At 59.6% G+C, this 23,547-nt stretch carries 24 protein-coding genes and 4 pseudogenes; 16 read left to right on the top strand and 12 right to left on the bottom strand.

Annotated elements, in window-relative coordinates; translation table 11 throughout:
- Positions 1 to 9: 9 nt before the first annotated feature.
- The 5 genes and pseudogenes from AB5K84_RS04720 (at position 10) to AB5K84_RS04740 (ending at position 3,003) form a co-directional block, all read left to right on the top strand.
- Positions 10 to 561 (top strand): hypothetical protein, encoded by a 552-nt coding sequence (locus AB5K84_RS04720; protein WP_014498619.1) that lies wholly within the window; start codon positions 10 to 12, stop codon positions 559 to 561.
- Positions 562 to 758: 197 nt separating this feature from the next.
- On the top strand, positions 759 to 1,292 hold the full coding sequence (locus AB5K84_RS04725; protein ID WP_011090966.1) for a hypothetical protein: 534 nt from the start codon (positions 759 to 761) through the stop codon (positions 1,290 to 1,292).
- 8 nt (positions 1,293 to 1,300) lie between these two features.
- Positions 1,301 to 1,849: a hypothetical protein gene (locus AB5K84_RS04730; protein WP_223153797.1), complete on the top strand. Its 549-nt coding sequence runs from the start codon at positions 1,301 to 1,303 to the stop codon at positions 1,847 to 1,849.
- Positions 1,850 to 2,045: 196 nt separating this feature from the next.
- A pseudogene (locus AB5K84_RS04735) lies at positions 2,046 to 2,536 on the top strand (HK97 family phage prohead protease).
- Positions 2,537 to 2,637: 101 nt separating this feature from the next.
- Positions 2,638 to 3,003: a hypothetical protein gene (locus AB5K84_RS04740; RefSeq protein WP_014498622.1), complete on the top strand. Its 366-nt coding sequence runs from the start codon at positions 2,638 to 2,640 to the stop codon at positions 3,001 to 3,003.
- Positions 3,004 to 3,006: 3 nt separating this feature from the next.
- Here the strand turns inward: AB5K84_RS04740 and AB5K84_RS04745 are convergent, their stop codons facing one another.
- Positions 3,007 to 3,252, bottom strand: coding sequence for a DUF3892 domain-containing protein (locus AB5K84_RS04745; RefSeq protein ID WP_309248086.1), 246 nt, complete (start codon positions 3,250 to 3,252; stop codon positions 3,007 to 3,009).
- Here AB5K84_RS04745 and AB5K84_RS04750 point away from each other — a divergent pair.
- Together AB5K84_RS04750 and AB5K84_RS04755 are read left to right on the top strand one after the other, a co-directional pair.
- Positions 3,164 to 4,570 carry a hypothetical protein gene (locus AB5K84_RS04750; protein WP_011090961.1) on the top strand — a complete coding sequence of 469 codons (1,407 nt, stop codon included), beginning with the start codon at positions 3,164 to 3,166 and terminating at the stop codon, positions 4,568 to 4,570. The two genes, AB5K84_RS04745 and AB5K84_RS04750, sit on opposite strands and share 89 nt — an antisense overlap.
- 16 nt (positions 4,571 to 4,586) lie before the next feature.
- Positions 4,587 to 4,790 carry a cold-shock protein gene (locus tag AB5K84_RS04755; protein ID WP_011090960.1) on the top strand — a complete coding sequence of 68 codons (204 nt, stop codon included), beginning with the start codon at positions 4,587 to 4,589 and terminating at the stop codon, positions 4,788 to 4,790.
- A 385-nt stretch (positions 4,791 to 5,175) separates the two neighbouring features.
- Here AB5K84_RS04755 and AB5K84_RS04760 read toward each other — a convergent pair whose 3' ends face one another.
- The 3 genes from AB5K84_RS04760 to AB5K84_RS04770 form a co-directional block, all read right to left on the bottom strand.
- On the bottom strand, positions 5,176 to 5,403 hold the full coding sequence (locus AB5K84_RS04760; RefSeq protein ID WP_223153796.1) for a hypothetical protein: 228 nt from the start codon (positions 5,401 to 5,403) through the stop codon (positions 5,176 to 5,178).
- 554 nt (positions 5,404 to 5,957) lie between these two features.
- Positions 5,958 to 6,182: a hypothetical protein gene (locus AB5K84_RS04765; protein WP_154694125.1), complete on the bottom strand. Its 225-nt coding sequence runs from the start codon at positions 6,180 to 6,182 to the stop codon at positions 5,958 to 5,960.
- 871 nt (positions 6,183 to 7,053) lie between these two features.
- Positions 7,054 to 7,338, bottom strand: a complete 285-nt coding sequence (locus AB5K84_RS04770; protein ID WP_011090958.1) for a DUF3892 domain-containing protein — start codon at positions 7,336 to 7,338, stop codon at positions 7,054 to 7,056.
- 904 nt (positions 7,339 to 8,242) lie between these two features.
- On the opposite strand from AB5K84_RS04770, the gene AB5K84_RS04775 reads away from it, so the two are divergent.
- Positions 8,243 to 8,485, top strand: a complete 243-nt coding sequence (locus AB5K84_RS04775; protein WP_014498627.1) for a hypothetical protein — start codon at positions 8,243 to 8,245, stop codon at positions 8,483 to 8,485.
- Between the two features lie 3 nt (positions 8,486 to 8,488).
- On the opposite strand, the gene AB5K84_RS04780 is transcribed toward AB5K84_RS04775, so the two are convergent.
- The 3 genes from AB5K84_RS04780 to AB5K84_RS04790 all read right to left on the bottom strand — a co-directional run bounded on the left by AB5K84_RS04780 (position 8,489) and on the right by AB5K84_RS04790 (position 9,315).
- Positions 8,489 to 8,728, bottom strand: coding sequence for a hypothetical protein (locus AB5K84_RS04780; protein WP_016846398.1), 240 nt, complete (start codon positions 8,726 to 8,728; stop codon positions 8,489 to 8,491).
- Positions 8,725 to 8,958, bottom strand: coding sequence for a helix-turn-helix transcriptional regulator (locus tag AB5K84_RS04785; RefSeq protein ID WP_223153795.1), 234 nt, complete (start codon positions 8,956 to 8,958; stop codon positions 8,725 to 8,727). Before AB5K84_RS04785 ends, AB5K84_RS04780 begins: the two co-directional genes overlap by 4 nt.
- A 114-nt stretch (positions 8,959 to 9,072) precedes the next feature.
- Positions 9,073 to 9,315, bottom strand: coding sequence for a helix-turn-helix domain-containing protein (locus AB5K84_RS04790; RefSeq protein WP_011090956.1), 243 nt, complete (start codon positions 9,313 to 9,315; stop codon positions 9,073 to 9,075).
- 67 nt (positions 9,316 to 9,382) lie between these two features.
- Between AB5K84_RS04790 and AB5K84_RS04795 the strand changes: the two genes are divergently transcribed.
- The 3 genes and pseudogenes from AB5K84_RS04795 to AB5K84_RS04805 form a co-directional block, all read left to right on the top strand.
- Positions 9,383 to 9,640: a hypothetical protein gene (locus tag AB5K84_RS04795; RefSeq protein ID WP_014498629.1), complete on the top strand. Its 258-nt coding sequence runs from the start codon at positions 9,383 to 9,385 to the stop codon at positions 9,638 to 9,640.
- 647 nt (positions 9,641 to 10,287) lie between these two features.
- Positions 10,288 to 14,613, top strand: a complete 4,326-nt coding sequence (locus tag AB5K84_RS04800; protein WP_011090955.1) for a Ulp1 family isopeptidase — start codon at positions 10,288 to 10,290, stop codon at positions 14,611 to 14,613.
- A 362-nt stretch (positions 14,614 to 14,975) separates the two neighbouring features.
- Positions 14,976 to 15,297, top strand: a pseudogene (locus AB5K84_RS04805) (DDE-type integrase/transposase/recombinase); the annotation flags it as partial.
- Positions 15,298 to 15,347: 50 nt separating this feature from the next.
- On the opposite strand, the gene AB5K84_RS04810 reads toward AB5K84_RS04805, so the two are convergent.
- On the bottom strand, positions 15,348 to 15,605 hold the full coding sequence (locus AB5K84_RS04810; RefSeq protein ID WP_011084508.1) for a WGR domain-containing protein: 258 nt from the start codon (positions 15,603 to 15,605) through the stop codon (positions 15,348 to 15,350).
- Positions 15,606 to 16,174: 569 nt separating this feature from the next.
- On the opposite strand from AB5K84_RS04810, the gene AB5K84_RS04815 reads away from it, so the two are divergent.
- Positions 16,175 to 16,396 (top strand): hypothetical protein, encoded by a 222-nt coding sequence (locus AB5K84_RS04815; protein ID WP_014497999.1) that lies wholly within the window; start codon positions 16,175 to 16,177, stop codon positions 16,394 to 16,396.
- 524 nt (positions 16,397 to 16,920) lie between these two features.
- Here AB5K84_RS04815 and AB5K84_RS04820 read toward each other — a convergent pair.
- Positions 16,921 to 17,265 carry a hypothetical protein gene (locus AB5K84_RS04820; RefSeq protein WP_011084509.1) on the bottom strand — a complete coding sequence of 115 codons (345 nt, stop codon included), beginning with the start codon at positions 17,263 to 17,265 and terminating at the stop codon, positions 16,921 to 16,923.
- 156 nt (positions 17,266 to 17,421) lie between these two features.
- On the opposite strand from AB5K84_RS04820, the gene AB5K84_RS04825 reads away from it, so the two are divergent.
- Both AB5K84_RS04825 and tnpB read left to right on the top strand, forming a co-directional pair.
- Positions 17,422 to 17,820: a transposase gene (locus tag AB5K84_RS04825; protein WP_011090954.1), complete on the top strand. Its 399-nt coding sequence runs from the start codon at positions 17,422 to 17,424 to the stop codon at positions 17,818 to 17,820.
- The gene (gene tnpB / locus AB5K84_RS04830; RefSeq protein ID WP_011090953.1) at positions 17,817 to 18,173 is read left to right on the top strand and encodes an IS66 family insertion sequence element accessory protein TnpB; all 357 of its coding nucleotides are present in this window, start codon (positions 17,817 to 17,819) and stop codon (positions 18,171 to 18,173) included. Before AB5K84_RS04825 ends, tnpB begins: the two co-directional genes overlap by 4 nt.
- Before the next feature lie 403 nt (positions 18,174 to 18,576).
- Here tnpB and AB5K84_RS04835 read toward each other — a convergent pair.
- Positions 18,577 to 19,706 (bottom strand): IS3-like element ISRj2 family transposase gene (locus AB5K84_RS04835; RefSeq protein WP_085967575.1). Its coding sequence is split into 2 segments (ribosomal slippage): positions 18,577 to 19,454 and positions 19,454 to 19,706, totalling 1,131 coding nucleotides; the frame shifts between segments, so codons are not numbered across the junction.
- Positions 19,707 to 19,794: 88 nt separating this feature from the next.
- On the opposite strand from AB5K84_RS04835, the pseudogene AB5K84_RS04840 reads away from it, so the two are divergent.
- Positions 19,795 to 20,034, top strand: a pseudogene (locus AB5K84_RS04840) (transposase domain-containing protein); the annotation flags it as partial.
- A gap of 129 nt (positions 20,035 to 20,163) precedes the next feature.
- Here AB5K84_RS04840 and AB5K84_RS04845 read toward each other — a convergent pair.
- Together AB5K84_RS04845 and AB5K84_RS04850 are read right to left on the bottom strand one after the other, a co-directional pair.
- Positions 20,164 to 21,001, bottom strand: a pseudogene (locus tag AB5K84_RS04845) (helix-turn-helix domain-containing protein); the annotation flags it as partial.
- Between the two features lie 6 nt (positions 21,002 to 21,007).
- Positions 21,008 to 22,072, bottom strand: coding sequence for an IS630-like element ISRj1 family transposase (locus AB5K84_RS04850; RefSeq protein ID WP_011084514.1), 1,065 nt, complete (start codon positions 22,070 to 22,072; stop codon positions 21,008 to 21,010).
- 420 nt (positions 22,073 to 22,492) lie between these two features.
- On the opposite strand from AB5K84_RS04850, the gene AB5K84_RS04855 reads away from it, so the two are divergent.
- A complete protein-coding gene (locus AB5K84_RS04855; protein ID WP_016848546.1) occupies positions 22,493 to 23,545 on the top strand; it encodes a KamA family radical SAM protein in 1,053 nt (350 codons plus the stop codon).
- Positions 23,546 to 23,547: the final 2 nt, after the last annotated feature.

A 23,547-nucleotide genomic window follows, 5' to 3' on the forward strand; every position in this document is an offset into this window, starting at 1 on the left:
AGACAACCAATGCAACACGCAAACGACAACGACCAACCCATAGCAGCCGACCATGTTACCGAGGTCCGCCCGCGCCCTGGCGAGCTGAACCGCATTCTACACCGCCGCTTCCCCGGTATGGGGCCGGCCCATGGCTGGCAATTGGATGCGGCGGCGAGGGCGACGTTTAATGCGGATATGTCCAAGTGGTTTGGTTTGGACGGGCGATGGCATTCAACTGCCGAGCAATATCGCCAGAGCAAAGGCAAGCGCCGCACCAAACAGGCGGCCACCCCCAACAAGCCCGGCAAGCCCGCCAGGCCAGAGCTACTGGATTGGCAGCAGGACGTGGGCGCACCGTACTCCAGGTGGTCGCATGCAGTTGCGGAGGGCGCTGAATTTCTTGCGGGCCGCACCGCCCCGGCGACAAGCGGCATTCGGCTCATGCAATTCGGTGCCGTTGAGGACGCCATGATCCGGGCAATCGACGCCAAGCGATTCCTGACGCAGGTGGCCAATGATAATGAGCCCGACATTCGCAGGAACAGGCCGCGCCGGAGGAAAATCGCGCTGGCGGCTTAAAATCCAGTTTTCGCCATAGTTGGGAACGTATCACCTTGAAGACCACGATTTGTGGTCTGACGTGACGTGCACTCGGCGCGCTGGCCACCACCCGGCGTCGCCACTTTTTCCCGGCCCTGAGCCGCGAAGCCGCTGCATGCGGCGTTTTATTTAACCCTCCAATCGCAATTTCCAATCCTGAAAGGAGAGCGGCCCCAATGGCCACTTGGAATCACGTGCTCGACGCGATCGAGCGTCATCTTGATTTCCCGCGCTCGCGAAGCACCGGAATCGCCAGGCGTTTGCAGGAAGCCGGAATCTTGCCTTCCGGCGCACCGGGCGTTGCGCCTGAGCTAGACGAGGACAATGTTCTCGACCTCGTTGTTGCGCTCGCCTCTGACACCGAGTTGCACACCGCTGTTGACGCGGTCCGCGCCTACCACGCGATGACACCCGGTAGTGTCAACCTGGATGGGGCCCCGCAGTCGATTCCCAACGCGCCGATCGCTGTTGCGATTTTGGTCGAGGACGCACGCACTGGCGTCGCGGAGGCGCGAAAATCTCAGGTTGCCGTATCCTGCAATTGTAGAGCCGTCGCGATTCACAAACCTGATGGGTCGGTCAGTCGCTTCAGTCAGCCGGGCGCTCATTGCGCTCACTGGCAATCCAATGGCCATCACAAGTCAGTCACCATCAACGTCGCCGCTGTGGCCGGTATCATTGATGCATTGTTTGGAAAGGTTGTTGCCTAATGGCTCCGTTGAAGACGAAGACCACCGACGAATTCCGCGTCCCCAGCCTCGCGGAGGCCGACAGCTCGTACGCCGACCTGATCGCGAAACGCGTGGAATTGGAGCAGAGAGACTCTAAGCTCAACAGCGAGCGCTCGAAACTGCGCGGTAAGATCGAGGCGGGCAGGGCGGCTTTTGGGAAACATATCTCGCCCGGCGTGGCCGCGCTGCTTGGTGACGATCCTACTGACAGCATTGCCGATCTGTCGCGGCAGCTCCGCGAAGTCACCACGGAGATAGCAAACATCGAGTCAGCGCGGGAGGTCCTGCATAGGCGCACAGACGAAGCGCGGAACGTAGCCTCCAAGCTCGTGTGCTTCACCGTGATGCCAGAGTACCAGCGCCGTTTGGGTGCGGTATGTGAGGCCGCTCGCGCGTTGGAAGCAGCCAAGCCCGAGAAAAGCACGACGCGCTGCTGGACGATCTGGAGCGCGAGGATGTGCGCCTCGGTTATCTGCGGCCAGTGCGCGCGCACTTCTTGGGCGATCGGCGCGAAGGCCGCGCTTTTTACTTTTTGAAGGAAGTGAAGGAGGCGGGCCACAATGTCTAAGGGATCCGAACGCACTTCCGATGTGGCCGACCGAAAGCCAGTTCGGCGCCGTGTAAAGATGCCTGGCGAAAGCCGACACTCCGAGTGCTCGGACTCACCAGCCGTGATTGCGCGCAAGTTGATGCAAGCGAAACGCGAGAAACGATTGCGGGTGACGCAACGCAATGGCTGAAACCATCTCAGGATTCGCGATTTCCTGGAATCGGCCGGCCATCATCGCGGGGCTCTTCGAGGAACGCTTCGCGCGCGGCGCATTCGACAAGCACATCGCGCAAAATCCAGACGTCGCCGCGCTTTGCAGTCATGATGTCAGCAGGCCTCTGGGGCGCATCAGCAACGGCACCCTCAAACTACGTTCGGATAACGTCGGACTCTACTACTCGTTAGAGCCGCATCCTGATGCGCCTTTAGGGCAGGAGGCCTTGGCACTGTCAACGAGGTGAGCGTGTCGTTTACTCCAGTTGTCGAGGAGTGGGACGACGGTGGCGACATTCCGAAGCGCCTCATCACCGAGGCCAAACTTTTCGAGATCAGCTTGGTCCTGTGGGGAGCCTACGGCAAGGACACCTCAGCTCAGATCAGTCGAGCATCCAGCAACAACCAGGCAGCACGACGGCGCGTTGAAGCGAAGATGCGGGCCCGCGGCATCCTTTAAGCGCAGGGGGAGGGGTGGGTCAGATCCCTCCCACTGCCGCCACTAGCTACCGGCGGCCCCCCATTTCACGCGCATCTGCAATTCGGACCCCCAGGGGCAAAATGCCACGACCAAGAAAGCCGGCCGCCAAGGCGCTGGTTGAAGGCCGGCACATCATCAATGCTGGCCGCTATAAACGCAACGATCCAACCGGTGCCGAAATCGGCGCTCCACCCACTTGGCTAAACGAGCAACAGGCCAATGCATGGCGTGAATTCGCCAGCGAGTTGCCATGGCTCAATGCATCTCACCGTTGTCTTGTCTCCATCGCATCAGTCTTGCGCGCTCGCCTGCAAAGCGGCGCGGAGATGGGTACAAAATCGCTCAGCCTACTGAGGCTGTGCCTAAGCAGTATGGGCGCGACACCGGCCGATGCGAGCAAGATCAGTTGGGCGCCGGCAGAGGAGGCGGACGATTTACTTGACTAAAACTCACGGACACTCCGGCAGAGCTAGTAGGTTATCGTTGTAGTAGCCGTCAGCGTGAGTTCGAACATATTTTCCGTTCGGGCCGCTAACGACGCCAACGTCCGCGCGCTTACCGCCGACCAACGTAAAGAATGTATTGGTCCCGTTCTCGATCGATCGAATGACCTCCGATCTCGGCCACACCAACCACACGCCTCCGAATGCGACATACTGGCAATTGCTGGCGTCGAAGGGGGATGCTGGCGCCACGGGCTCAACCGGTGCTGCGGGGGCCAACGCCCCCACGTATGGCGGCACTTCGACCACGTCGCTCGCTATCGGCACCGGATCCAAAGCGTTCACCACGCAGGCCGGCCTCGCCTATCAGAATGGCGCTCGCGTGCGGGCTAGCTCGGCGGCGAACACGGCGAATTGGATGGAAGGCCTCGTCACCTACAGCGGCACGACGCTGACCATGACGTCCGACAAGACCGGCGGCAGCGGCACGCTCGCGGACTGGAACTTCAACGTGGTGGGCCAGCCTGGGGCTGGTGATCTGTCGAGCGCCAACAATCTGTCGGACGTGGCGAGTGCTCAAACGTCACGTGGCAATCTCGGGGTTCTGTCTCCGCCGCAAGGTCGCCTGACCCTGGTGAGCGCAACGCCCGTGATGACGACGACGCAGAGCGCCAAAACGACGCTGTACTATGCGCTCTACAACGGCAATCAGGTGCCAATCTATGACGGCACCAAACTCACGATGACGACATTTGCCGAGTTGTCGATCGCGACGACCGACATCACCAAGAACCCCGCGGCGATCGGCGCCAGCAAGGTCAATGACTGGTTTGTCTGGAACGACAGCGGTACGCTGCGGCTGCCTCACGGTCCCGACTGGACAAGCGACACGGTGCGCTCGGCTGGAACGGCGTTGGGCCAGGTCAATGGTATCTGGCTCAACAATCAAGCCATCACCAATGGGCCGGCAGCGTGGCGCGGAGGCACCACGCGCAGCAATGCATCGTCGCAACTTGATTGGATTCTTGGCGGTTCGGGGTCTGGCGGTGTGGCTGGGTACCTCGGCGTGTGGAATGCCTATAACCGCGTGACGGCATCCGCAGCGGCGATCGATAGCGGCCTCGCATACACCTATTCCAGCGCGACCGTGAGGCAGGCGAGAGCGTCCGCAGGCAATCAGGTGTCGGCTGTATTCGGGCTGGCCGAAGATGCGACGCAGATTTCGTATGCATCACGCATTGGTCTGGTCACGAACTCAGCAGCCGCGGTTTCCGGTATTGGCGTGGATGCGACCAACGTTTTCATTGGTCAGGGGGTTCTTGCAGGCGGACGAATACTACTCAGGTCGGTGGAGCAGCCGCGTACGCGGCTCCGCCACTATTGGGTTTGCACGTGTTCTCAGCCAACGAACAGGGCGATGGCACCAACGCCAACAACATCAACGTGGCAGGTCAGAACGCGCTTAGCGTCCTGGCGAGGATGTAAGATCGGTGCCACCCGTATGGCCTGCGGACGCGCGTCGCGACAAGCCATTCTTTTGTCGGAGTCGCGCACTACTTTTCATTTTTGAAAAATGGAGAAGTAAGGTGGCAATTGGGACAGTGAAGTGGTTCAACCCAACAAAGGGGTATGGGTTCATTCAACCGGATTCCGGCGGCAATGACGTCTTTGTCCACATCTCCGCGGTTGAGAAGGCTGGTTTTACTTCGCTCGCAGAGGGCGCAAAAGTCAGCTTCGACATCGTGAAAAATCGCGGAAAGGAGTCGGCGGAAAATCTACGAATCGAGTGATGCACCACCCATTGTGTTGCTCAACAGAAAGGCCGCAGTGGTACGCCGCTGCGGGCGGCCGAGGAGATCGATCGGAATCGGCCGATGGATAAGGCGCTATTGTTCGCGTGGGCGTGCGCTCTAATCCTCTTGGTACTGTTCGTCGCGCTGTACCTTCCTTGGTAGTAAGTTGCCGATGGCGACTCGCCACGGCGCTGCCTGCGATCCGAGACTGATTGCCAAGTCACCGCCCACAATCCTGGTAGTTGCTCTAGGGCATTCGTCCGGAGGATACGTTGCCCGGTCAGCTTCTCCCTCCCTTGAGGCTGACCGGGCGAAGTTAGTGGCGCGCGCGATAGGGACAGCGCTTTATCGGTCCACCCCAAAGCACCGAGTCACGTGGCCGCTAACGTTCCCGCTGTTTAGGTCGCGCGGCTGCCACCGTGAGCCCGGTGTGATCCTTGAGGCTATCGATTACCTTGAGCGCGGCTTCGAGTTCATCTCGAAGACGCTTCGTAATCCGCAGAATGCCGCTCGCGAGCTCCTCGCGGCTGATTTCTGCACCGTGAGCAACTTTTTCTTCGAGGTCGCGTATAGCTTCGTCGATCTTGTGCAGCGAGAATGTGCTAGGCATCATCCGGCTCCGTCCTGATTAAGGGGCCGGCATCCGCCGACCCGCAGCGTAAAAATGCGTCCGCTACACGGTTTAGTAAAGCGGGTGGTGTTGCGGGAAAATCTGTCCCCATCTCGCGTCTGAGCGCCTCGAATTCGGATAAGGTCGAAAGAGGGCAATCCGCCACCGCGTCCATTTTTGAGCAGATAACTTCAACCCGGGATCGCCAATCGGCCAGCTGTTCTTCAGTTCGCTGTGGCGCGTACGTGTCTTCTGCCGGTGTATGGCTTGGCCTACGGACGTAGTCCGTGAATGCTTGGATTGCCGCTACCACTTCGGTCCTAGGCACGGCGGTTACTCCTATGAGCGGAGCCAGCTCGAACATTTGCAGGCCGAGCACTTTGATATGGCATGCACGCGGGGGCGCGACAACCCACTGGTACTGGTAGGTGCTTCCAGTCCTTCTCAGCGATACTCCTTGGTGGCACCAGGGGGGAATTTTGGGCCCCTCGGGAGCAAAGGTGGCCAGCCCTGCCAATCCAAGGGGCGAAGGCTGGCCACCATCGCTTGCGACGTCACCACACAGGGTAGCTACAGGCCAATGGATGCACATATTCGAGCAGCAAATCACGTCCCTGCGGTCCCAAGCGCTTGCGGTGTTTGCAGCCAATCAGGCCAGCGCGGCCGATCAGTCTTTGAGCCAAGCAGATCGCCAAATCGCGACGTCTAATGCCGAGGAGGCTCGACAGCTTGAAACCCAACCTCGGGCCGAAGGAGGCGCGGAAGATCGCTGCACGCATACGCGCTCTTCTAGGAGAGCCGCGTGTGTGCCAACCGGTTCGGGTGGCATGCCTGTGAGACTTTCGCCAGCGCGCCCGCGCTGCTTGCGGTGTGCGGGTTAGTCATAAAAGGCACTGGGTGCGCTCGCGATAGCTGACGAAAGGGTGACGGACTGTCTTGCTTCAATCACGACCGACAGGCTGCCAGGACTCCAAGTCAGTCTCCGAAAGAGAGACCCCAGCACGGGCAGCATGCTGGGGCGAGACGTTGGGCTGACGCGAGCCAGAAATCGAGCCACGACTCGATCATTATGACCGTGTAAATGTAGAGCAGCATCACGCACCGGTCAAAATCGCACTGCATGACAGTAATCGGCGGTAGGATCTTCGTTCGCGCTTTGAGGTGCAATCCGAGCAAACGCGAGAAAACGGCAGTTGCTAATCGCGCATAAGCAAATCTCACGTCCTGAAAAACGACCAAGTTGCTATCGCAACCAAAGGCTGTCCACCGGAAAGAGACGGCTTCGCTCTCCGCAAATGTCCGGTGGTTGGCTAGGTGCGAGAGGTTTTACATCAAGCGACGTAAGGAGATTTGGGAGCAGGTGCAGGCAGAAATGGCCGTTGGAGAAAGTGCGAGAATTTCTCGCACTTTATCGAAGCCGAAACGGGCCGAGGGAATAAACAATTCGCATCTGCAGCAGGCCATCTCCACTGGTGCCGGTGCGGCGAGTCTCCGCGCCGTAGCCGATTGGAACGAGCGCAAATCGTTTGACGAGCGCCGCCGCGCTGGCGGCCCTGAAGCTCCGTGTCGGGATGCGCAGGGCGGCCGGAAGGAAAAAGCGTTAGCTCGCGGAAGGGGGGTCTTAGCCGTGGAGGCCGTCGCTAGTGGGGATCACGGGCACTCAGCCAGTGAAAGAAGATTGTCTGGCTGAACGCCGTCCGCCGTTGTCTTGATGTATTTGTGCCCGTTGTGTTCGGCCACGACCACGCCAGCCATGAGTCCGTCTTCTTCGACATAGAACTCCCATTCGCCGCTTTCAATGTCTCTGATCGTCTGAACGACAGACTGCTTCCATTGACTTCCGTTTGAATATTCACCTCCGACACTTTCAATCCTCTCGTGGGGATTCATCCTGTCGGTCTTATTGATGCAGCGAACGCGTGCGAGTTTAACCACAGGGCTCTCTCCTTCGTGCTGCAAAGGCTGGGTGACCAGTTTAGCGTTCAGTGGCGGCCCAGGCAGCCCAACCAATCCTGGTAGGGGCCCGGGAGGCTTTTCGCCGATACAACGCGAGGGCCCCCCGCGGGTTGATGCCCCCCCTCGGGGGCGGGGCGGTCAGTTTTGCAGCTCAAGGCGGTAAGGCTGACCACGGAAGTTAGTGGCGCGCGCGATAGGGACAGCGCTTCTTCGGTATGGAGGCGCCGAGTCACGTGGCCGCTAACTTCACCGCGGCGCGGGTGTGGCAGGGACAGCGTCGTTTCGCATGTTTCGCGACGCCGAGTCGCCCCCGCGCCCCCCCCAGGACTGTTGGGCTCAAAAGGCCGATGAGCGCCGCGAGGAACGATTCTACTGGATATGCGCGCGCATTACGCTAATTGATTTGGCCACATTTCCCCACTTAGGATTTGTGGCCGTCATCTGCATTTTTCTGATTCAGATAGTCGCACTTGCCGCCCTGGCCAGAAAATATGCTGATGAGAACATCGCGATAGCGATCGACAAAATCATCGCATCGATTTGCGACAGGTTCGGGTGGAAGTAGGGCGGCGAGATCCTATCCGTAAAAGCCAATCAAAAAACGGATAGCAAAAAACGCCCCTGCGACTACGGCTGCCGTGATGGCTATCGCGAAACCAACCCTAAAGCTTTCGCTCATCAGTTCCCCCTAGGCCGCAGGCACATCCCCCTCCGAAATTGCGTCTGCGGCCTCCGCTGCGACGGTCCGCAATCATGCCGGTCACTGCGGTAGGTGTGCGACTACAAATTCTTGTAGTTGACCAGTTCGTGTTCTCTGGGCTCGAATTGCTGTCGAGCGGACCCTACGCCAGTCGCGAGCCCAATCGCCGGATGGATTGTAGCCATGACGAATGAACCGGATGATCTCATCGGACGTATTGCTGAGATCGAACTAATTGCTGAGATCGAACTAAATGAATCGGCGGCGATCTGTGTTGAGCAGATGGACGACGAAATCACGCTCGTCATTGCAAGCATTGTCGGCGTTCACTTCCAAGTGACAGTGGAGCAGGCGCTTGAGTTGTCGCGGGCCTTAGCTGTAGCTGCGGAGAATGCGGAAAAATTCCGTAAGTCAGCCAAGACGTAGCGGCTACTTCTTAATCGAGTGCTCTTGCATAAACCGCGCGGCCCTAACGCGCGCTCGCTCCATCATGTCTTCCTTCGCTTTCGCAGTGGCAAGCTCTGATTCAAGCCGCTCGAAGATCGGGAGATAGACTTCACCGCCTTGTGGCGACTGATCCATTAGGATCGCAAGACAATCCAAGCAACGCTCCAGTGTATCGACCGTGATTGGTTCGTCACTGCGGATCGCGAACCGTTTGGTCATCATTCGCCTACGCTGTCCGCGTCAATAGGGAGCTTGCTCCGCTCCCACTCCAATAACTCGGATAGAAGCCAGAACCTGGTGCGGCCACCGAGGCGCGTCGACGGTTGCGGAAAGGCCGCATCGCGCATGCGCCGGAATAGCCAAGTGTTCGATACGCTGCCGTAGCGCTCGCGAACTTGCTTGGCGTTGAGATACTGATCTGTCGCGAGGGCGTTGAGATCAACGGTCGACACGGGCGCCACCGAATCGTTGCTGCCGCCGCACGCTGGAATGGGAGTGTGGCTTTACAATAGGGCAGCACCCACATCCCTATGGACGCGCCGAAGCGCCCCGATAGGTGTGGGCAGCTAGGCCTTCGGTTTCGCCAGCCTCACACCAGGGCCGCCATCGATCGATTGACCATCTGCCAGGAAGATGGCGCCGGCAGATTCGAGGGCGGCGCGGATGGCGGCTATCGAATGACCCGGTGCCGTCGCGTCGGTCTCAACCCTCGTCACGGTGTTTCTGTGCACACCCGATTTCTCCGCAAGGTCTCGAACGGTCCAGTTCAACAAACCGCGCGCCGCCCTAATTTGTGCACTTGTCACCATGGTTAATTCCTGTATAGTGCATTTGTCACCATAGAGGTGATAGATGCACAATAAAGGAACCCGCCCAATGCTGCAAGCCGCCTCATTTCCGTCCGCTGAACGACCCACCACCCTTTCGCAGTTTCTCTACACCCATCGCCGATTGACCGACCTGGCCCGTGGGCCGCTTCCCAGCGAGATCGTTGAGGAGATGACCCACACCGCATGCGGAATTGCGGAGAGGATCCTTGAGGCGCCCGCCGCAGACTGGCGGGATCTGAGCAAGAAAGCCCTGCTGCTGCTCGACGAATTGCCCTACGAGCAGGAGTGGCTCGATCGTATGTGAATGCGGATCGAAATTTGACCCCTCAATCAGTCTATCTCGTGGGCTAACGTCTTGATTTTTCAAGTGCCGGAAAAGTGACCCCGGCGCCGATCGGCGTCGGACCCCCGCGCCGATTCACAGAAGCATGCGAAAACCATCGAGGCTCGCGGCGAAGACGTTGTCCAGCCGCATCAAGAAGCCGGATATACGTCAGTAGTTGTGGCCGTCGATCCTGATCAAGTCGGTCGTTGCAATCGGGCGGGGTCCATATGGGGTCCGGACGCCGATCGGCGTCCCAAGTGCTTGATGGGTCAATGTTCAGCGTCGATTCACAAAGATGTTGGCTGGAGATAGTCCTCGCCGCGAAAGCTGGCCGTACGCCTCACCGATGAGGAGCAGTATTTTGTCTCTGAATCTTCGGTCTATCGGCTGTTGACGGCGAAGCGCGCAGGCACATGCGCCATGCTGTCTTGGCGCGGCAATTGTCGTCATCAGGTTCTCGACAGCTTCCCCATTTAAGTTTAACAAACATACAGGGCTGATCCCCTTGGAAGAACATCCGCTGCCGATGCTCACGGTGCGTGCCTGCCGGCGCTGTAAAGGGCGGTTTGTTGCTGATTGCCCGGCATGTCAGATCGATAGCCCAGGTTCATATTTGAAGAGGACGGATGGATTTCCCCTTGACCAAGTCGGTGCATGAACAATCGGGCAGCACGGGTCCGCAAGAGAGCTCACCCGCGGCTCCGTCTGCAGCCGCGGCGACCTTTGAGCGGCAATTGAGAGAGATCAGCAGTTCAGGTGTGGGTGGTGGAGCAATGCCGGCCGCCGCTGCGCTGCAGCCGGCTCAATCAACGGAGGTTTTGATAGGGAGGCAGTGCAATCAGATCCTTTACTCCGAGGATGCTCGCCTTATCTCGGGGCTTGAGAAGGCCCTTACGAAGGGCGGGGCCGCCAAAGGCACCACCAATAACTATTTACGTGTTCTTCGCGGCTTTGGCCATTGGCTCTCCGCAAATAACAAAAAGGGCATCTCTGCTCGGCTCGACGACAAAAAATCGCTGTCTCAAGATGCGCGCGAGTTCAGCGGAGAGGGTGAGCCCTGGAAACTTCTTACAGCAATAGGTCATCTCCGAAATTCGCAGTCGACCGGCGAAGTCGTGCCGATCACACGCCACGTTGAGGTAAATCCTTATCAGCAGGACGCGGAACTCATCAAAGAGTACCAAAACGAAGTAGCGTCAGAGATGGGCAAGAGGGATGCAACCGCTCTTCGCAATTTCAGCGACTACCTGCGTGACAACAACAAGAAGGGTATTGTTGGTCGGCTTCGCGGCGAGTTGTTAAATGAAGATGTTAAGAGCTATAAGAAAGTCTCCGCTTTTCGTTCGAAAATCGGTGTCGCGCTGGATCGTCTCCGAAAATCGTCGGCCGGCGCTAAGGCGATGGATCTCGAGCGCAATATTGATCCCGAAGACGCGGCCCTGAAGGAGTCGAGGCAGGTCGGCGACGCCGCTGCGCAGCACAGTTCGTCGCAGAAAGCTGGCAGTTGGCCAGAGGAATTGCTTCCTGCGGAAGGCCATGATCAGAATTTGCTTTTGGGGCCGATGGACGAACCCGGCGCGTCGTCCTCGGCGCCGCAGCCGACTCAGTCAACTGGGATTTTGAGAGGGAGGAGGAGACGGCCTCTTTATCCCGAGGATGCTGCCCTTATTTCGGGGCTTGAGAAGGCCCTCATCAAGGGCGGGGCCGCCGAAGGCACCGCCAAGGACCATGTACGTACTCTTCTCAGCTTTGGCCAGAGGCTCTACGCAAATAACAAAGATCCCATTGCTGCTCGGCTCGACGACGAAAAGTCACTGACCGCTGATGCGCGCGAGTTGTTCGAAAAGCGTCCCGCGACACTCCATAGGGCAATAGACCATCTCAGGACCTCGCGGTCGACGGGCGGAATCGTGCCGATCGCAGGCCGCACTGAGTTGCATCCTTATCCCCAGGACGCGGCACTCATCAAAGAGTACAAAAACGAAGTAGCGACAGATGCCGGCAAGAGGGATGCAACTGCTCTTCGCAATTTCAGCGACTACCTGCGTGACAACAACAGGCCGGGCATTGCTGCTGGGCTCGGCACGTCGTTTGATGGAGATGTCGAGAGCTATAGGAAGGTCGCCGGTGCTGATTCCAGGATTGGTGCCGCACTGGCTCGTCTCCGAAAATCGCAGGCCGGCGCTGAGGCGATGGAGCACGAGCGCCATATTGATCCCGAAGAGGCGGCCCTGAGGGAGTCGAGGCGGGTCGGCGACGCCGCTGCGCAGCACATTGCGTCGCAGAAGGGTGGCAGTTGGCCAGAGGAATTGCTTCCTGCGGAAGGCCATGATCAGGATTTGCTTTTGGGGCTGATGGATGAACCCGGCCCGTCGTCCTCGGCGCCGCAGTCGGCTCAGTCAACTTGGATTGTGATAGGGAAGAGGAAGCAGCCTCTTTATTCCGTGGATGCTCCCCTTATTTCGGGGCTTGAGAGGGCCCTCATCAAGGGCGGGTTCAGCAAATCCGCTGCCGAGCAGCACGGAGGTTCCCTTCGTAGCTTTAGCCGTTGGCTTTTCGCAAAAGAAAAACCGAGCATTCGTGATCGGCTCGACAATAAGTCGCTGACCGATGGCGGTGAGGTGCTCGAGTTCACCGGAGAGGGTAATCCAAAGAGACTCGTTCAGGCAATCGACTATCTCCGGACCTTGCGGTCGACGGGCGAAGTGCCGATCTCACGACGCGCTAAGCTGAATCCTCACCCCCAGAACGTGGCCTTTATCAATCCCGAAGACACGGTACTGATGGAGCCGAGGCGCGTCGACGCCGCCGCTGCGCAGCACAGCGCGTCGCAGGAAACTGGCCGTCGGCCAGAGGAGCTTCCCGCGGAAGGCCGCGATCAGGATTTGCTTTTGGGGCTGATGGACGAACCCCGCTCGTCGTCATCTCTCGAGCCAGCCGCGCGCCATGACCAGGCACCGGATCCCGGAGAGCCCGACCGCCAGCAGTCCCCGGACGAGCCGATGGCTGCGCTTGCCAGGAGCAACCGCCTGCCAAGCGAGGAGGTCCTCATCAACGATGAGCATGACACAGCTGAGTTGAGGCCAGCGAAGAGGCAGAGGACCCTAAACAATCCGCAAGGCGTTGCCGGCGAGCGGCAGCTGAGCGAGATCGCCAATTCAGGCGGCCAGCCGACACCGGCGCCTACCCATCAACAGGGTACGTCGTCATGGGAGACGCAGCCGATGCTGCTGCGGAGCGGCTACGAAGATGTCACGGCGCCGCATGCGGTCGCGATGTACGTCGGGGGCGCCGCTGCGCAGCACAGCGCGCGGCAGCGAGCTGTCAGTCGGCCATTGGTCCTCCCGGAAGGTTACGATCAGGATCTGCGCTTAATGGTGGAAGACGGCCCATCGTGGCCCGAGGTTCCTCCTGAGCAGGCGCAGGACATAGTCCAAGCTGGGCAGGAACCTGCCCGGCCGACCGTGGAAGCAGCGCCAACGCACTCTGCCAGGGCTCGCTCAAATACCTACGGCGGTATTGAGGTGTCGTTTAATCCGAATTCGCCCGCATCATTTGAGTTGCGTGACAATGCTTGGAGCCCGGCGCCTGGCTTTCCGCCGCCGTTTGCCGGGCCGGTACCGGGGCATCACCAGGGCGCTCAACAGCTCGGCTCGCCGCAGGGGCTTTCTCCGGTGTCCGCCCACTCGGACGATGACGCTTTGGCGTGGTTGAGCGAGGAGCTTGCGCGGCAGATGCAAGAACCGGCATCACCATCAACTGCCAGGGCTCAGGATCTCTATCGTGGATTTGAGGCACTCCTTGATCCGGATGTGGCCGAGTTGGATGACAGTGCTCACTTTGCGCCAGCGCCTTCTGCCAGGGCTTGCTCAGACACCTACGGCGGTCTTGAGGTATCGTTTAATCCGAATTCGCCCACATCATTTGAGTTGCGCGACAATGCTTGGAGCCGGGCGCCTGGCTTTCCGCCGCCGTTTGCCGGGCCGGTACCGGGGCATCACCAGGGCGCTCGACAGCTCGGCTCGCCGCAGGGGCTTTCTCCGGTGTCCGCCCACTCGGACGATGACGCTTTGGCGTGGTTGAGCGAGGAGCTTGCGCGGCAGATGCAAGAACCGGCATCACCATCAACTGCCAGGGCTCAGGATCTCTATCGTGGGTTTGGGGCACTGCTTGATCCGGATGCGGCCGAGTTGGATGACAGTGCTCACTTTGCGCCAGCGCCTTCTGCCAGGGCTCGTTCAGACACCTACGACGGTCTTCCATTGGTTGATCTGACCGCGCCCGCACCGTCCCCATTGCGCGACGATATCGTGCGGCGGTTTCCGATCACCTCCTCCGATGCTCAGATCGGGGCGTTGAATCCGATAGCCTTGTCCCATAACCGCGGGCTGGTGCTCGAGGACACGGAATGGCTGGGCGACGAGCATATCCTCAGGGATTACCAGCTTCAGGAGCTGGATTTGCAGAGGAGCGATTCGGATCTCGCCGCCCGGACGCGGTTCGTAGATCCCCTCGAAGCGCTGCGGCTGCGCCTGGGCGCGGAGAGCGACGTGCTACGCGTATTCCATCGCATCGTCCATGATCGGCGTGATAACGATACAGCCGACTTCCTGTTGCTGCCAGTGAACGATGCCAGTGCTACGGACCGCGGCAGGCATTGGTCGCTGCTGTTCGTTGATCGCAGCAACCGGCAACGGCCTGTCGCCTATCACTACGATTCCTACGGGAGATACAACGAGACGCATGCAAGACAACTCGCAGAAAGGCTGAACCTCGCCCTGCAGCCCGCCGGCATGGCCCAGCAGCAGAACACTTGTGATTGCGGCGTCTTTGTCGTGGACGGCACGCGGGAGCTGGTTAGGCAATTGGCGCAAGGACGGGAGCCAGACCAGCTGAACCTCAGCAACGTCGTTGCCAATCGGCAGGCACTGCAAGCGCGACTCAGGGGTTGATGTCGCCGTGGGCGGACCCTCGCGGCGCTTCTCTTTGAGCTTGAATGACGGCTGGAAGAAGTTCACCAGCAGGCGCGCCGCGGCGTAGAGACGTGCCATCACGCGGGCCGTCTCGCCCCCGTCGAAGCGCCCGTATCCGACGAGCCGCCGGACCACCGACAGCGCGATGCGGTTGTCGGCAAGGGCGAGCGCGCGACGCTGCGCTTCGGAAAGACCGGTCAGCTGACCGGCGCCTCGAGGAGACCGAGCTTTCGCGCGGCCAGGTATCGGCCTTCGCCCGCGATGATCGTGCCATCGCTGTCGACGAGCAGCGGGTACCGTCAAGTTAACGAATTGGAGCGGCCGAGGGGTAGACGACCGGCATGCCGACCGCCCGGGACCCTCTTTATCGCCGCCATCGCTTCCCATCGGAAGTGATCAGCTATGCCGTTTGGTTGTATTTCCGGTTTCCCAGCGGCTCATGAAGAAGCTCTTGAAATCCGCCGGCACGCCGCCGCGCGTGATGATCACGGACAAGCGTTCGCACGGCGCTGCGAGGGCGAAGATGGGCTTTTTCGTCGAACATCGCCAGCACAGAGCTCTCAACAATCGGGCTGAGAATTCTCATCAGCCGACGCGGCAACGCGGCGGATCATGAAGCGTTTCAAATCGTCCCGTCAGGCTCAACGGTTTCTGTCACTTCACGTTCCAGGCATCGTAAGTGGATCCGTAATCCCCGGGAAATTGACGAAACCTCAGACTCTCTCCTCAGCAGAGGTGTATCCGCGCCTGCGCTTGGCGCGCTCCAGCCGTCCGAATGCTTCGCCCGCTTCAGCGCTGGCATCGAAAGTCTGCACCATCGTCTGGCCGGTCGTGCCGATCCGGCCCCAGTCGCGGATCAGCGAGACCCCGCCGAACAAGGTCGGTTGGATCGAAAGCAAGTAAAACCGCCGCATGTTGCGGGTGGTGTCGATGCGGCGAAGGTGAAGCGGCCCTAGCTTAAGGTTCGGCATGCATGGATTCTCGCTTCCTGTGGAAGCGAGGTCCAATGCTTTCTATGAATCGATCAGGGCCAAACGATTCATTCTCTCGCTACATCAATTGCACCAGGCGGGTGTCTTCGGACTGTGGCGATGATGTGGAGGCTCCACGGCCCGATTTGAACCCCACCGTCTCGCGGCAAAACCGAGACCGCAGTCTGAACTGATCGAGAAGCTCACTGAATCGCGCCGGAGCTAGGTCCAAGCATTGTCGATCCAGCAGCCTCAGCAAGGTTTGAAAGCTGACTAGGTGACATCGGTGCAGCCGTTGAGCGATCGACGGAGCAATTGCGGACGAACGGGAAATCGAAGTCCGGACACGGGTGAATTATGGAATGACACCCGGGCACTTCTTTGCCGGTGCTGCTGCAGAGAATCAAGCGCGCGATGTGGTCGGACATCGCCGACCTGCGTCTGGCAGCCCGACCAACCTTATGGGGTGTTGAAGAAGCGCGCGGCCTCTTAAAGGCCGCATTCTCTGTGGTAGGGCAGTATCTGAAAGCGCGTATGGCCGCGCAACCTGAGGCGAGAGGAGGATTCCGATGTTCGAGGCTAAAGACTATCGCGTGTGCTGCCATCACTTTGTCACCCCGACCGACCGCGCCGTCTACCCGGCGCAAGAGCCCTTACTAACCTACTCTGAGGCCCTCCGGCAGGTGCAGACCGAGCAGGCCAAGGGCTACATGGTGGCCTGGGTCATCGATCGCACCGGAGCAGGCGCCACCAATGAGATTGGTGGTTCGAACGCATCGGTTCGACGTTGATCGTAAGCGCAGCTCTGGCCCTTGGATTGGCGCTTGACGTCTGTTTTGATTACGGTGTGAGCCGGCACGGCTTCCACTTTTCCGACAACGTTGACGCTGGCCTCAAGCGCCTGCCTGTCGTCGAACCACTTTTTAGAGCTTGATCACATGATCGCAGCCGCGCCGAAGATCGAAGAGGCTGCAATGCCGTTTCCACGCCGAGTCACAAGCAGAAGAAACTCAACCAGGACTCGCGCTGGTCAGCGTCATCAGAAACTGTGCACGCTCGACAGGACGATCGAGCCAGTGCGTCGAGGTCTATTCCTGCATAGGAGGACGCGGCGAGGCGGCGGGAAAGTTGGAAGGTTGGGATCCAGCAAGGTCCCGATTCGCGCGCTGTACCTCGGCGGTCCCAAACACGAGGACGCAGAGAGGTCTGTTTTGGGCGCGGGATTTTGGCTGGGACACGAGCCCGTCAGAGCGTTGCCGCCGCCGCTCTGAAATGGTCGGGAAACCTTCCGATCGTGCGAGACTCTTATCTAACCTCACTTGTGATCCGCTCCCCTCGAGACTTTTGGAAGATATCCCAACTGCCGTTCCAGAGCAGCTAAGGTTCGACGGGCCGAATCCAATCTCGCAGTCGCCTCGACCAGGTCGGCCCATGTTTTATCCGACCGTGCAACCGCCGTGGAGCCGGTCTCAAACAGGTTGTTGTTGAGATGCGGGGCCGCTTCGCCTCGCAGGGCACGCTCCAAATCGAGCAGGGTGCTCGTCAGCGCTCGATGCGCGCACGCGTCCTCTCGTTCCAGGTTTTCCGCCACGTCGAGCGCCGCACGATAGTGTCGTATCGCTGCAACGACTCTGCTCTCGAGGTCGGGCTCATCGCTCATCTGCTTTTCTCTCCACGAATCTTTGAGCAATTTGTGTCGGTCTGAACGAGCAAAAATTGTAAGCGGAGCTTTTCTCCCATTTGATTGACTGGTTTCGCTTCGGCTTTCGCTCTGCGATCCTTGGCTTGTCAGAGAGCCGAGAGGAGACTGAAGGCGATGGAACAATCGGGGGAGGAAGCCGAAGCTGATGGCTTTGTGGGGAAGCTTACGCGCCGGACGCGTTCTGGATGCCGGTTATGGTCTGCGGAGATCAAGGGGCGCGCTGTTTTCGAGAGCATGAAGCCCGACGCCCGGGTATGTGATGTCGCACGGCGTTATGGTGTGAAGGCCCAGCAGTTGACGACGTGGCGCAGATTGGCGCGTGCTGGCCGGCTCGCATTGGTCACGGACGACGCGGCGGATTTCGTGTCGATCGAGCTGAGCGATCCAGTGGCGTCAGGCAAGAGCGAGGGGCCCGTCGAGATTACGATTGGCAAGGTTTCGGTCCGCCTGGATGCGGACGTGTCGGCGGTGCGGATCGCGGAGATCGTGACTGCGATCGAGCGCGGCGCATGATCATTCCGGCGCAGGGACTGCGGATTGTGCTTGCTGTGCGTCCTGTTGACTTCCGGTGCGGGCACGACGCGCTGGCCGGTCTTGTGCAAAACACGCTTGGGCTCGATCCGCATTCGGGCCTGATCGTGGTTTTTCGTTCGAAGCGCGCCGACCGGCTGAAGATTTTGCTATGGGACGGCACGGGCCTCGTTTTGGTCTACAAGCGCCTTGGCCGCGATGGTCGTTTCGAGTGGCCGCAGATCAGCGACGGCGTCATGCATCTGACGCGCGTGCAGTTCGAAGCGCTGTTTGAAGGGCTGAACTGGAAGCGAGTGGGCGAACGGATTGTCGCGACGCCAGCTGCGGCGAACTGACTCAGACCCGACAACCTGTTTCGCGCGGGGCTTTGGGATGATAGCTTGCGGATGTGCCGCCGTCCCCCATTGATCCCGCCCGTCTTGCAGCGCTGCCCGCCGATTTGCGCGCGCTCTTCCGCGCGCAGGAAGCGATGATTGAAGCCGAGCGTCGTCGCGCAGACGATGAATGCTCGGCGCGCCTTCATGTCGAGAGTGAACTGGCTGCGTCCAAAGAGAGCGTCGAACGCCTCGAACTGCTCGTGAAGGAGTACGAGAGAGCTGGCCCCGGTTGTTTGGACAGCGCCCCGCTGGATTTAAGTGGATTCCTGCCGGGTTATGCTGAACGCGGGGCTTTACGATTTTGTCGTTGCGTCGGGAGGGCGTAGCCCGACCAGAGCGACGACAAAATCGTCGGCGACGGTCATGCGGCCATCACCATAGCTTGCGTGCCGAAGTAAGCCTCGTCGGGCGTGCGCCCGTCAAGGCTCGAGTGAGGGCGTCCCTGATTGTAGAAGGCCAGATACTTGGCAATTGACGCTCGCGCCTCGGACACGCTGTCGTAGGCGCGGAGATAAACTTCTTCGTATTTGACCGTGCGCCAGAGCCGCTCGACAAACACGTTGTCGCGCCAGGCGCCCTTGCCGTCCATGCTGATGGCGATCTTCGCGTCCAGCAGCACATCGGTGAACTCGAGGCTGGTGAACTGGCTGCCCTGATCCGTGTTGAAAATCTCGGGCCTGCCGTGCTTCGCCAACGCCTCCTGGACCGCTTGGACGCAGAAGGCCGCCTCCATTGTGATCGAGACGCGATGGGCCAGGACCCGTCGGCTGAACACATCGACGACCGCCGCGAGATAGACGAAGCCACGCCGCATCGGAATGTAGGTGATGTCCATTGCCCACGCATGGTCGGGCCGCTCGATCTTCAATCCGCGCAACAGGTACGGGTAGATCTTGTGACCCGGAGCCGGCTTGCTCGTGTTCGGGCGACGATAGACCGCCTCGATCCCCATGCGCTTCATCAGCGTCGCGATGTGGCGGCGACCGGCGTATACCCCCTCCCGCCGCAGCAACGATCGCAGCATACGCGCTCCCGCGAAGGGATAATCGAGATGCAGCTCATCGAGCCGACGCATCAAGGCAAGGTCCTCGGCCGAAACTGGCCGAGGTTCATAGTAGACCGTGCTGCGAGCCAGCTTCAGGACCTTCGCCTGGCGCACGATAGAAAGATCATGACCGCGGTCGATCATCGCTTTGCGCTCAGCAGGCCCGCCTTGGTGAGCGCGCCGGACAAAAAATCGTTTTCCAACGCCAGCTCGCCGATCTTGGCATGTAACGCCTTCAAATCGACCGGCGTCTCGGCCGATGTCTTGTCATGCCCAAACACGCCGGCGGCGCCTTCCAGGAGCTGGTTTTTCCAGATCGTGATCTGGTTCGGATGAACATCAAACAGTTGCGCCAGCTCCGCCAGTGTCTTGTCTCCTTTGACCGCAGCCAAAGCAACCTTCGCCTTGAATGCCGGAGAATGCGTCCGGCGGCTCTTCTTCGTCATCTTCGCTCCTGATTCGCAGCAAGAATCCTCGCCGCTGTCAGGCAGAAAATCCACTCAAGCTACTGTCCGAATTTGCGGGGCCAGCTCTCTCGACGATGGTTGCGTTGAGTTGGACACCAATCCCGTCGAAAATCAAATCAGGCCGCTGACTCTGACGCGTAAAAATAGTTTATTTGCTGGTCACGACGAAGGTGGTCGTTCATGGGCGCGCATAGCTTCGCTCATCGCCACCTGCAAAATCAACAGCGTGGAGCCCTACGTCTGGATGAAAGCGACGCTCAAAGCGATCGCAACCGGTCACCCGCAGTCCCGGATCGACGAGCTGGTCGTTCGGCCGCACCTCGTAATTCTCCGTCGTTGCCGCCTCCATACCCCCCGCCAACGATTTGCAAACACGTTGATCAACAGACTGCAATCCCCACGCCAAACCTTTGCGAATGGGACGCGAACGTCGCTTACGGTTCTTCAGCGTCTGATGCCAGCGCTCGATCTTTCCCTGGGTCTGAGGATGGTACGGAGCGCCGCGCACGTGCTGCATGCCCTTCTGGTCGAGCCACTCGGCCAGATCATCCGCCACGTAACTCGAACCATTGTCGCTGAGAAGCCTTGGCCGGTGCGCGACGGCGCCGTCGTCTTGTCCTTGATCTCGTTCGCGGCCTTGATCACCACATAGACCGGGCTGGTGATGAGGTCATGCGCCTTCAGCAGCCGATAGACCGACGCCTCGGATACAAAGTACTTTCGTTCGTCGGTGAACCGCACGGCCAGCTCGCGTGGCGACAGCTCAGGTAACTCCAGCGCCAGGTCGATGATCTAGCCCCGCACATCGTCCGGGATGCGGTTCCAGACCCGGTCTGGTCGAGACCGATGATCGGCCAGAGCGGCGATGCCGCCCTCGCGGTAACGATCATGCTAGCGATAGAATGTGGCGCGCGGGATCCCGAGCTTGTCCAGCGTGCGCTTGGCCGGAGGTGCGATTGCTCGACCAAATGGATGAATCTCGGCCTTCTCTGAGGCGGGATACCTCATGCCTCGTCCTCCCCATCTCCGTTCATACTTTTTTTGAGCAGACGGTTCTCCAGCGTCAGATCGGCGACGGCCTCCTTCAAGGCGCCGGCCTCCCGGCGGAGGTCCTTCACCTCGCCGGAGGTCGCAGCTCGTGCCGTGTCGCCGGCCAGGCGGCGCTTGCCGGCCTCGAGAAACTCCTTGGACCAGCCGTAATAGATCGAGGCGGCAATGCCTTCTCGGCGACAAAGCTCGGAGATGTTCTCCTCGCCGCGCAATCCTTCTAGTACCCGGAATCAGAGCTGAGTGATACGGCGGCCTTTGAAACGGCGTTGACGGACCTTTTTCTTGGTCCAGACGAAGGGCTCGGCTCTGTCGTTGTATGCGTTGACGTAGGCATCGATGTGTTCCTGAAGCTGCTTGAGGCTCGTGAAGGAGGTGCCGCTGAGCGACTGCCCCTGCAAGATGGAAAACCATACTTCGACCTGATTGAGCCATGACGCACTTGTCGGCGTGAAATGAAATTGCACGTTGGGGTGGGCCTTGAGCCAGTCCTCGTTCTTTTTATGGGTGTTGAGGTTGTCGAGGATGACGTGAAGCTTGCGGTTCGGAAAAGTCGCGGTGACGCTGTTCATGAAATCGAGAAACTCGACGCGGCGCCGGCGTTTTGAATGGGTCGCGATGATCTTTCCGGTGGCGACTTCGAGCGCCGCAAACAATGTTGTGGTGCCATGCCGCTTGTAATCGTGGCTTTGGCCGGTCAAGGCGCGGCCATTGGGCAACTTCAGATAACCCTGCGCTCGCTCCAAAGCCTGGATCGAGGGCTTCTCGTCCACGCACAGCACAATGGCCTTCGCCGGCGGCGCGACATAGAGGCCGACAACATCGGCGGCTTTGGCCGTAAAGTTCGGGTCGTTGCTCTCGCACCAGGACTTGCGAGCCACCAGGTCAATCTTGTGGCTGCGCAGGAACCGCCAGACATATTGGACATCGACATCGCCCAGCGCCTCGGCCAGCAGGGGGCCGGTCCAGCGCGCAAACCCTTGCGGTGGCGGCTTATCCAGCAGCTTCAGAATCCGCTTGTCGGTCGTCTTCGTATAGATCGGCTGCTTGCCAGGCCGCGGCTTGTCTTGCAGCCCTTCAAGGCCATGGTCGGCATAGCGATGCCGCCAAAGGCTGACAATCCGCGGCTGGACCCCAACTTCCTTGGCGATCGACCGGGTGCTGCGCCCATCCGCCGCCAACAGAACTATCCGCGCCCGCTTCAAATCGCGCTGCAACGTCACCGGTGAGCGACAGCACGCCTCAAGCACCTTGCGATCTTTCCTCGAAAGGTGGACTTCTCTTGCTTCGGGTATCATCCCGACCTTGAATCACGACTCACGTTCCAAGAAAAGTGGGTACTAGTATTCACTCGCGTCCGGCTGGTGACACAATGTCGGCAACCCGACTCTGCGTCTCGTGCTGCGCAGAAGAGACGCATCATCCTATTGTCATTGAAGCTTAACTACACAGAGTCTCTGGTGGCACATCAATTGCTAGTCCAGACTTTGCCCGGGGATCAGTTCCGGTCCACGCGCTGGGGAGAATCAGCTATGACGAACAAGATGCTAGGCCGATCTGCGCAAGCTCGCGTCGCCACCGGAAGACGTCCGGTGGTCGAGATACCGTCCTCATCACAAGATCAACAAGGAGTTGTTCATGCTGACAACCCCGGAGGCGCGGGTTTGCGCACCTCATCACGGCCTATCGCGCACGGCCTGCGGCCGCACACCGCGGTCATGAATTTCATCGAGGGCGCGCGCGCCATTACCGAGAGTGAGCTGCAAGCCAACAACATCACGCAGTATCACGCCACAAATTTTTATCGCGATCAGATCACCAACAGTGGCTACTACGACCAGCTTAAATACATTGTAGAGCCCACAATTGCTGAGTTCAAGAGTCCCGGAAGTCTTGACACCAGCGGCGAGCATGACAATACCGTCGTGCCCGGGCTTCAGCACAAATACGCGCAGACCGGTCTGCTGCTGGTAACGGACCGTTGCGCGTCCTATTGCCGTTACTGCTTTCGCAAACGCATCGTCGGCAAGGACTCCGATGAGATCGCGCCCGATTTCGCCCGGGTCGCGCAGTATATCGCCGGCCATCCTGAGATGACGAACGTGCTGCTATCTGGAGGCGACCCGTTCGTGCTCAGCACCGCTAAGCTCGGCAAGATTCTTGATCATCTGCTACCGATCCCGCACTTGGAGTCAATTCGATTCGGCACAAAAATAGTCGCCTTCGCACCCAGGCGGTTTGAGGATCCCGCACTCCCGGCGTTGTTCCGGCGGATCAGTGAAGCGGGAAAGACCGCAGTGATCGTCGCGCATTTCGACCACATCGGCGAGATCTCGGTCGATGCGGAGCGCAACATTCGCGCGCTACGCGCACAGGGCGTGCAGTTTCTGAATCAGTCCGTGCTTCTGGCGAAAGTCAACGACGATCCCGAAATCTTGGCGGCGACCTTTGCAAAGTGTCACCAAATGGGCGTCCGCCCTTATTATCTTTTTCAAGGCAGGCCGGTGAAAGGCGCATCGCACTTTCAGGTCTCGCTGCGGCGCGGTATAGAGATCGCGCGCGGCATCAACCGACGTCTCAGCGGTATCCAGAAGACGTTCAAATACATCATGTCCCATTACACGGGGAAGATCGAGGTTCTCGACCTTGGTGCCGATGGCCGCGTGTATATGCGATATCATCAAAACAAGATTCCCGAAGAACTCGGAAAGGTCTTTTCCCGGCGGCACGTCGAGGGCGCCTGCTGGTTGGACGATTTGCCCGAAGGCTGAGA

The organism is Bradyrhizobium sp. 1200_D9_N1_1, from assembly GCF_052075915.1.
Classification (GTDB): Bacteria; Pseudomonadota; Alphaproteobacteria; order Rhizobiales; family Xanthobacteraceae; genus Bradyrhizobium; species Bradyrhizobium diazoefficiens.

Bases quoted from the DNA above. Each gene is read 5' to 3' on its own strand.
- AB5K84_RS04720 (WP_014498619.1), top strand. From the start codon at position 10: ATGCAACACGCAAACGACAACGACCAACCCATAGCAGCCGACCATGTT.
- AB5K84_RS04725 (WP_011090966.1), top strand. From the start codon at position 759: ATGGCCACTTGGAATCACGTGCTCGACGCGATCGAGCGTCATCTTGAT.
- AB5K84_RS04740 (WP_014498622.1), top strand. From the start codon at position 2,638: ATGCCACGACCAAGAAAGCCGGCCGCCAAGGCGCTGGTTGAAGGCCGG.
- AB5K84_RS04750 (WP_011090961.1), top strand. From the start codon at position 3,164: ATGACCTCCGATCTCGGCCACACCAACCACACGCCTCCGAATGCGACA.
- AB5K84_RS04760 (WP_223153796.1), bottom strand. From the start codon at position 5,403: ATGCCTAGCACATTCTCGCTGCACAAGATCGACGAAGCTATACGCGAC.
- AB5K84_RS04765 (WP_154694125.1), bottom strand. From the start codon at position 6,182: ATGCGTGCAGCGATCTTCCGCGCCTCCTTCGGCCCGAGGTTGGGTTTC.
- AB5K84_RS04775 (WP_014498627.1), top strand. From the start codon at position 8,243: ATGACGAATGAACCGGATGATCTCATCGGACGTATTGCTGAGATCGAA.
- AB5K84_RS04780 (WP_016846398.1), bottom strand. From the start codon at position 8,728: ATGATGACCAAACGGTTCGCGATCCGCAGTGACGAACCAATCACGGTC.
- AB5K84_RS04790 (WP_011090956.1), bottom strand. From the start codon at position 9,315: ATGGTGACAAGTGCACAAATTAGGGCGGCGCGCGGTTTGTTGAACTGG.
- AB5K84_RS04795 (WP_014498629.1), top strand. From the start codon at position 9,383: ATGCTGCAAGCCGCCTCATTTCCGTCCGCTGAACGACCCACCACCCTT.
- AB5K84_RS04800 (WP_011090955.1), top strand. From the start codon at position 10,288: ATGGATTTCCCCTTGACCAAGTCGGTGCATGAACAATCGGGCAGCACG.
- AB5K84_RS04810 (WP_011084508.1), bottom strand. From the start codon at position 15,605: ATGCCGAACCTTAAGCTAGGGCCGCTTCACCTTCGCCGCATCGACACC.
- AB5K84_RS04815 (WP_014497999.1), top strand. From the start codon at position 16,175: ATGTTCGAGGCTAAAGACTATCGCGTGTGCTGCCATCACTTTGTCACC.
- AB5K84_RS04820 (WP_011084509.1), bottom strand. From the start codon at position 17,265: ATGAGCGATGAGCCCGACCTCGAGAGCAGAGTCGTTGCAGCGATACGA.
- AB5K84_RS04825 (WP_011090954.1), top strand. From the start codon at position 17,422: ATGGAACAATCGGGGGAGGAAGCCGAAGCTGATGGCTTTGTGGGGAAG.
- tnpB (WP_011090953.1), top strand. From the start codon at position 17,817: ATGATCATTCCGGCGCAGGGACTGCGGATTGTGCTTGCTGTGCGTCCT.
- AB5K84_RS04850 (WP_011084514.1), bottom strand. From the start codon at position 22,072: ATGATACCCGAAGCAAGAGAAGTCCACCTTTCGAGGAAAGATCGCAAG.
- AB5K84_RS04855 (WP_016848546.1), top strand. From the start codon at position 22,493: ATGAATTTCATCGAGGGCGCGCGCGCCATTACCGAGAGTGAGCTGCAA.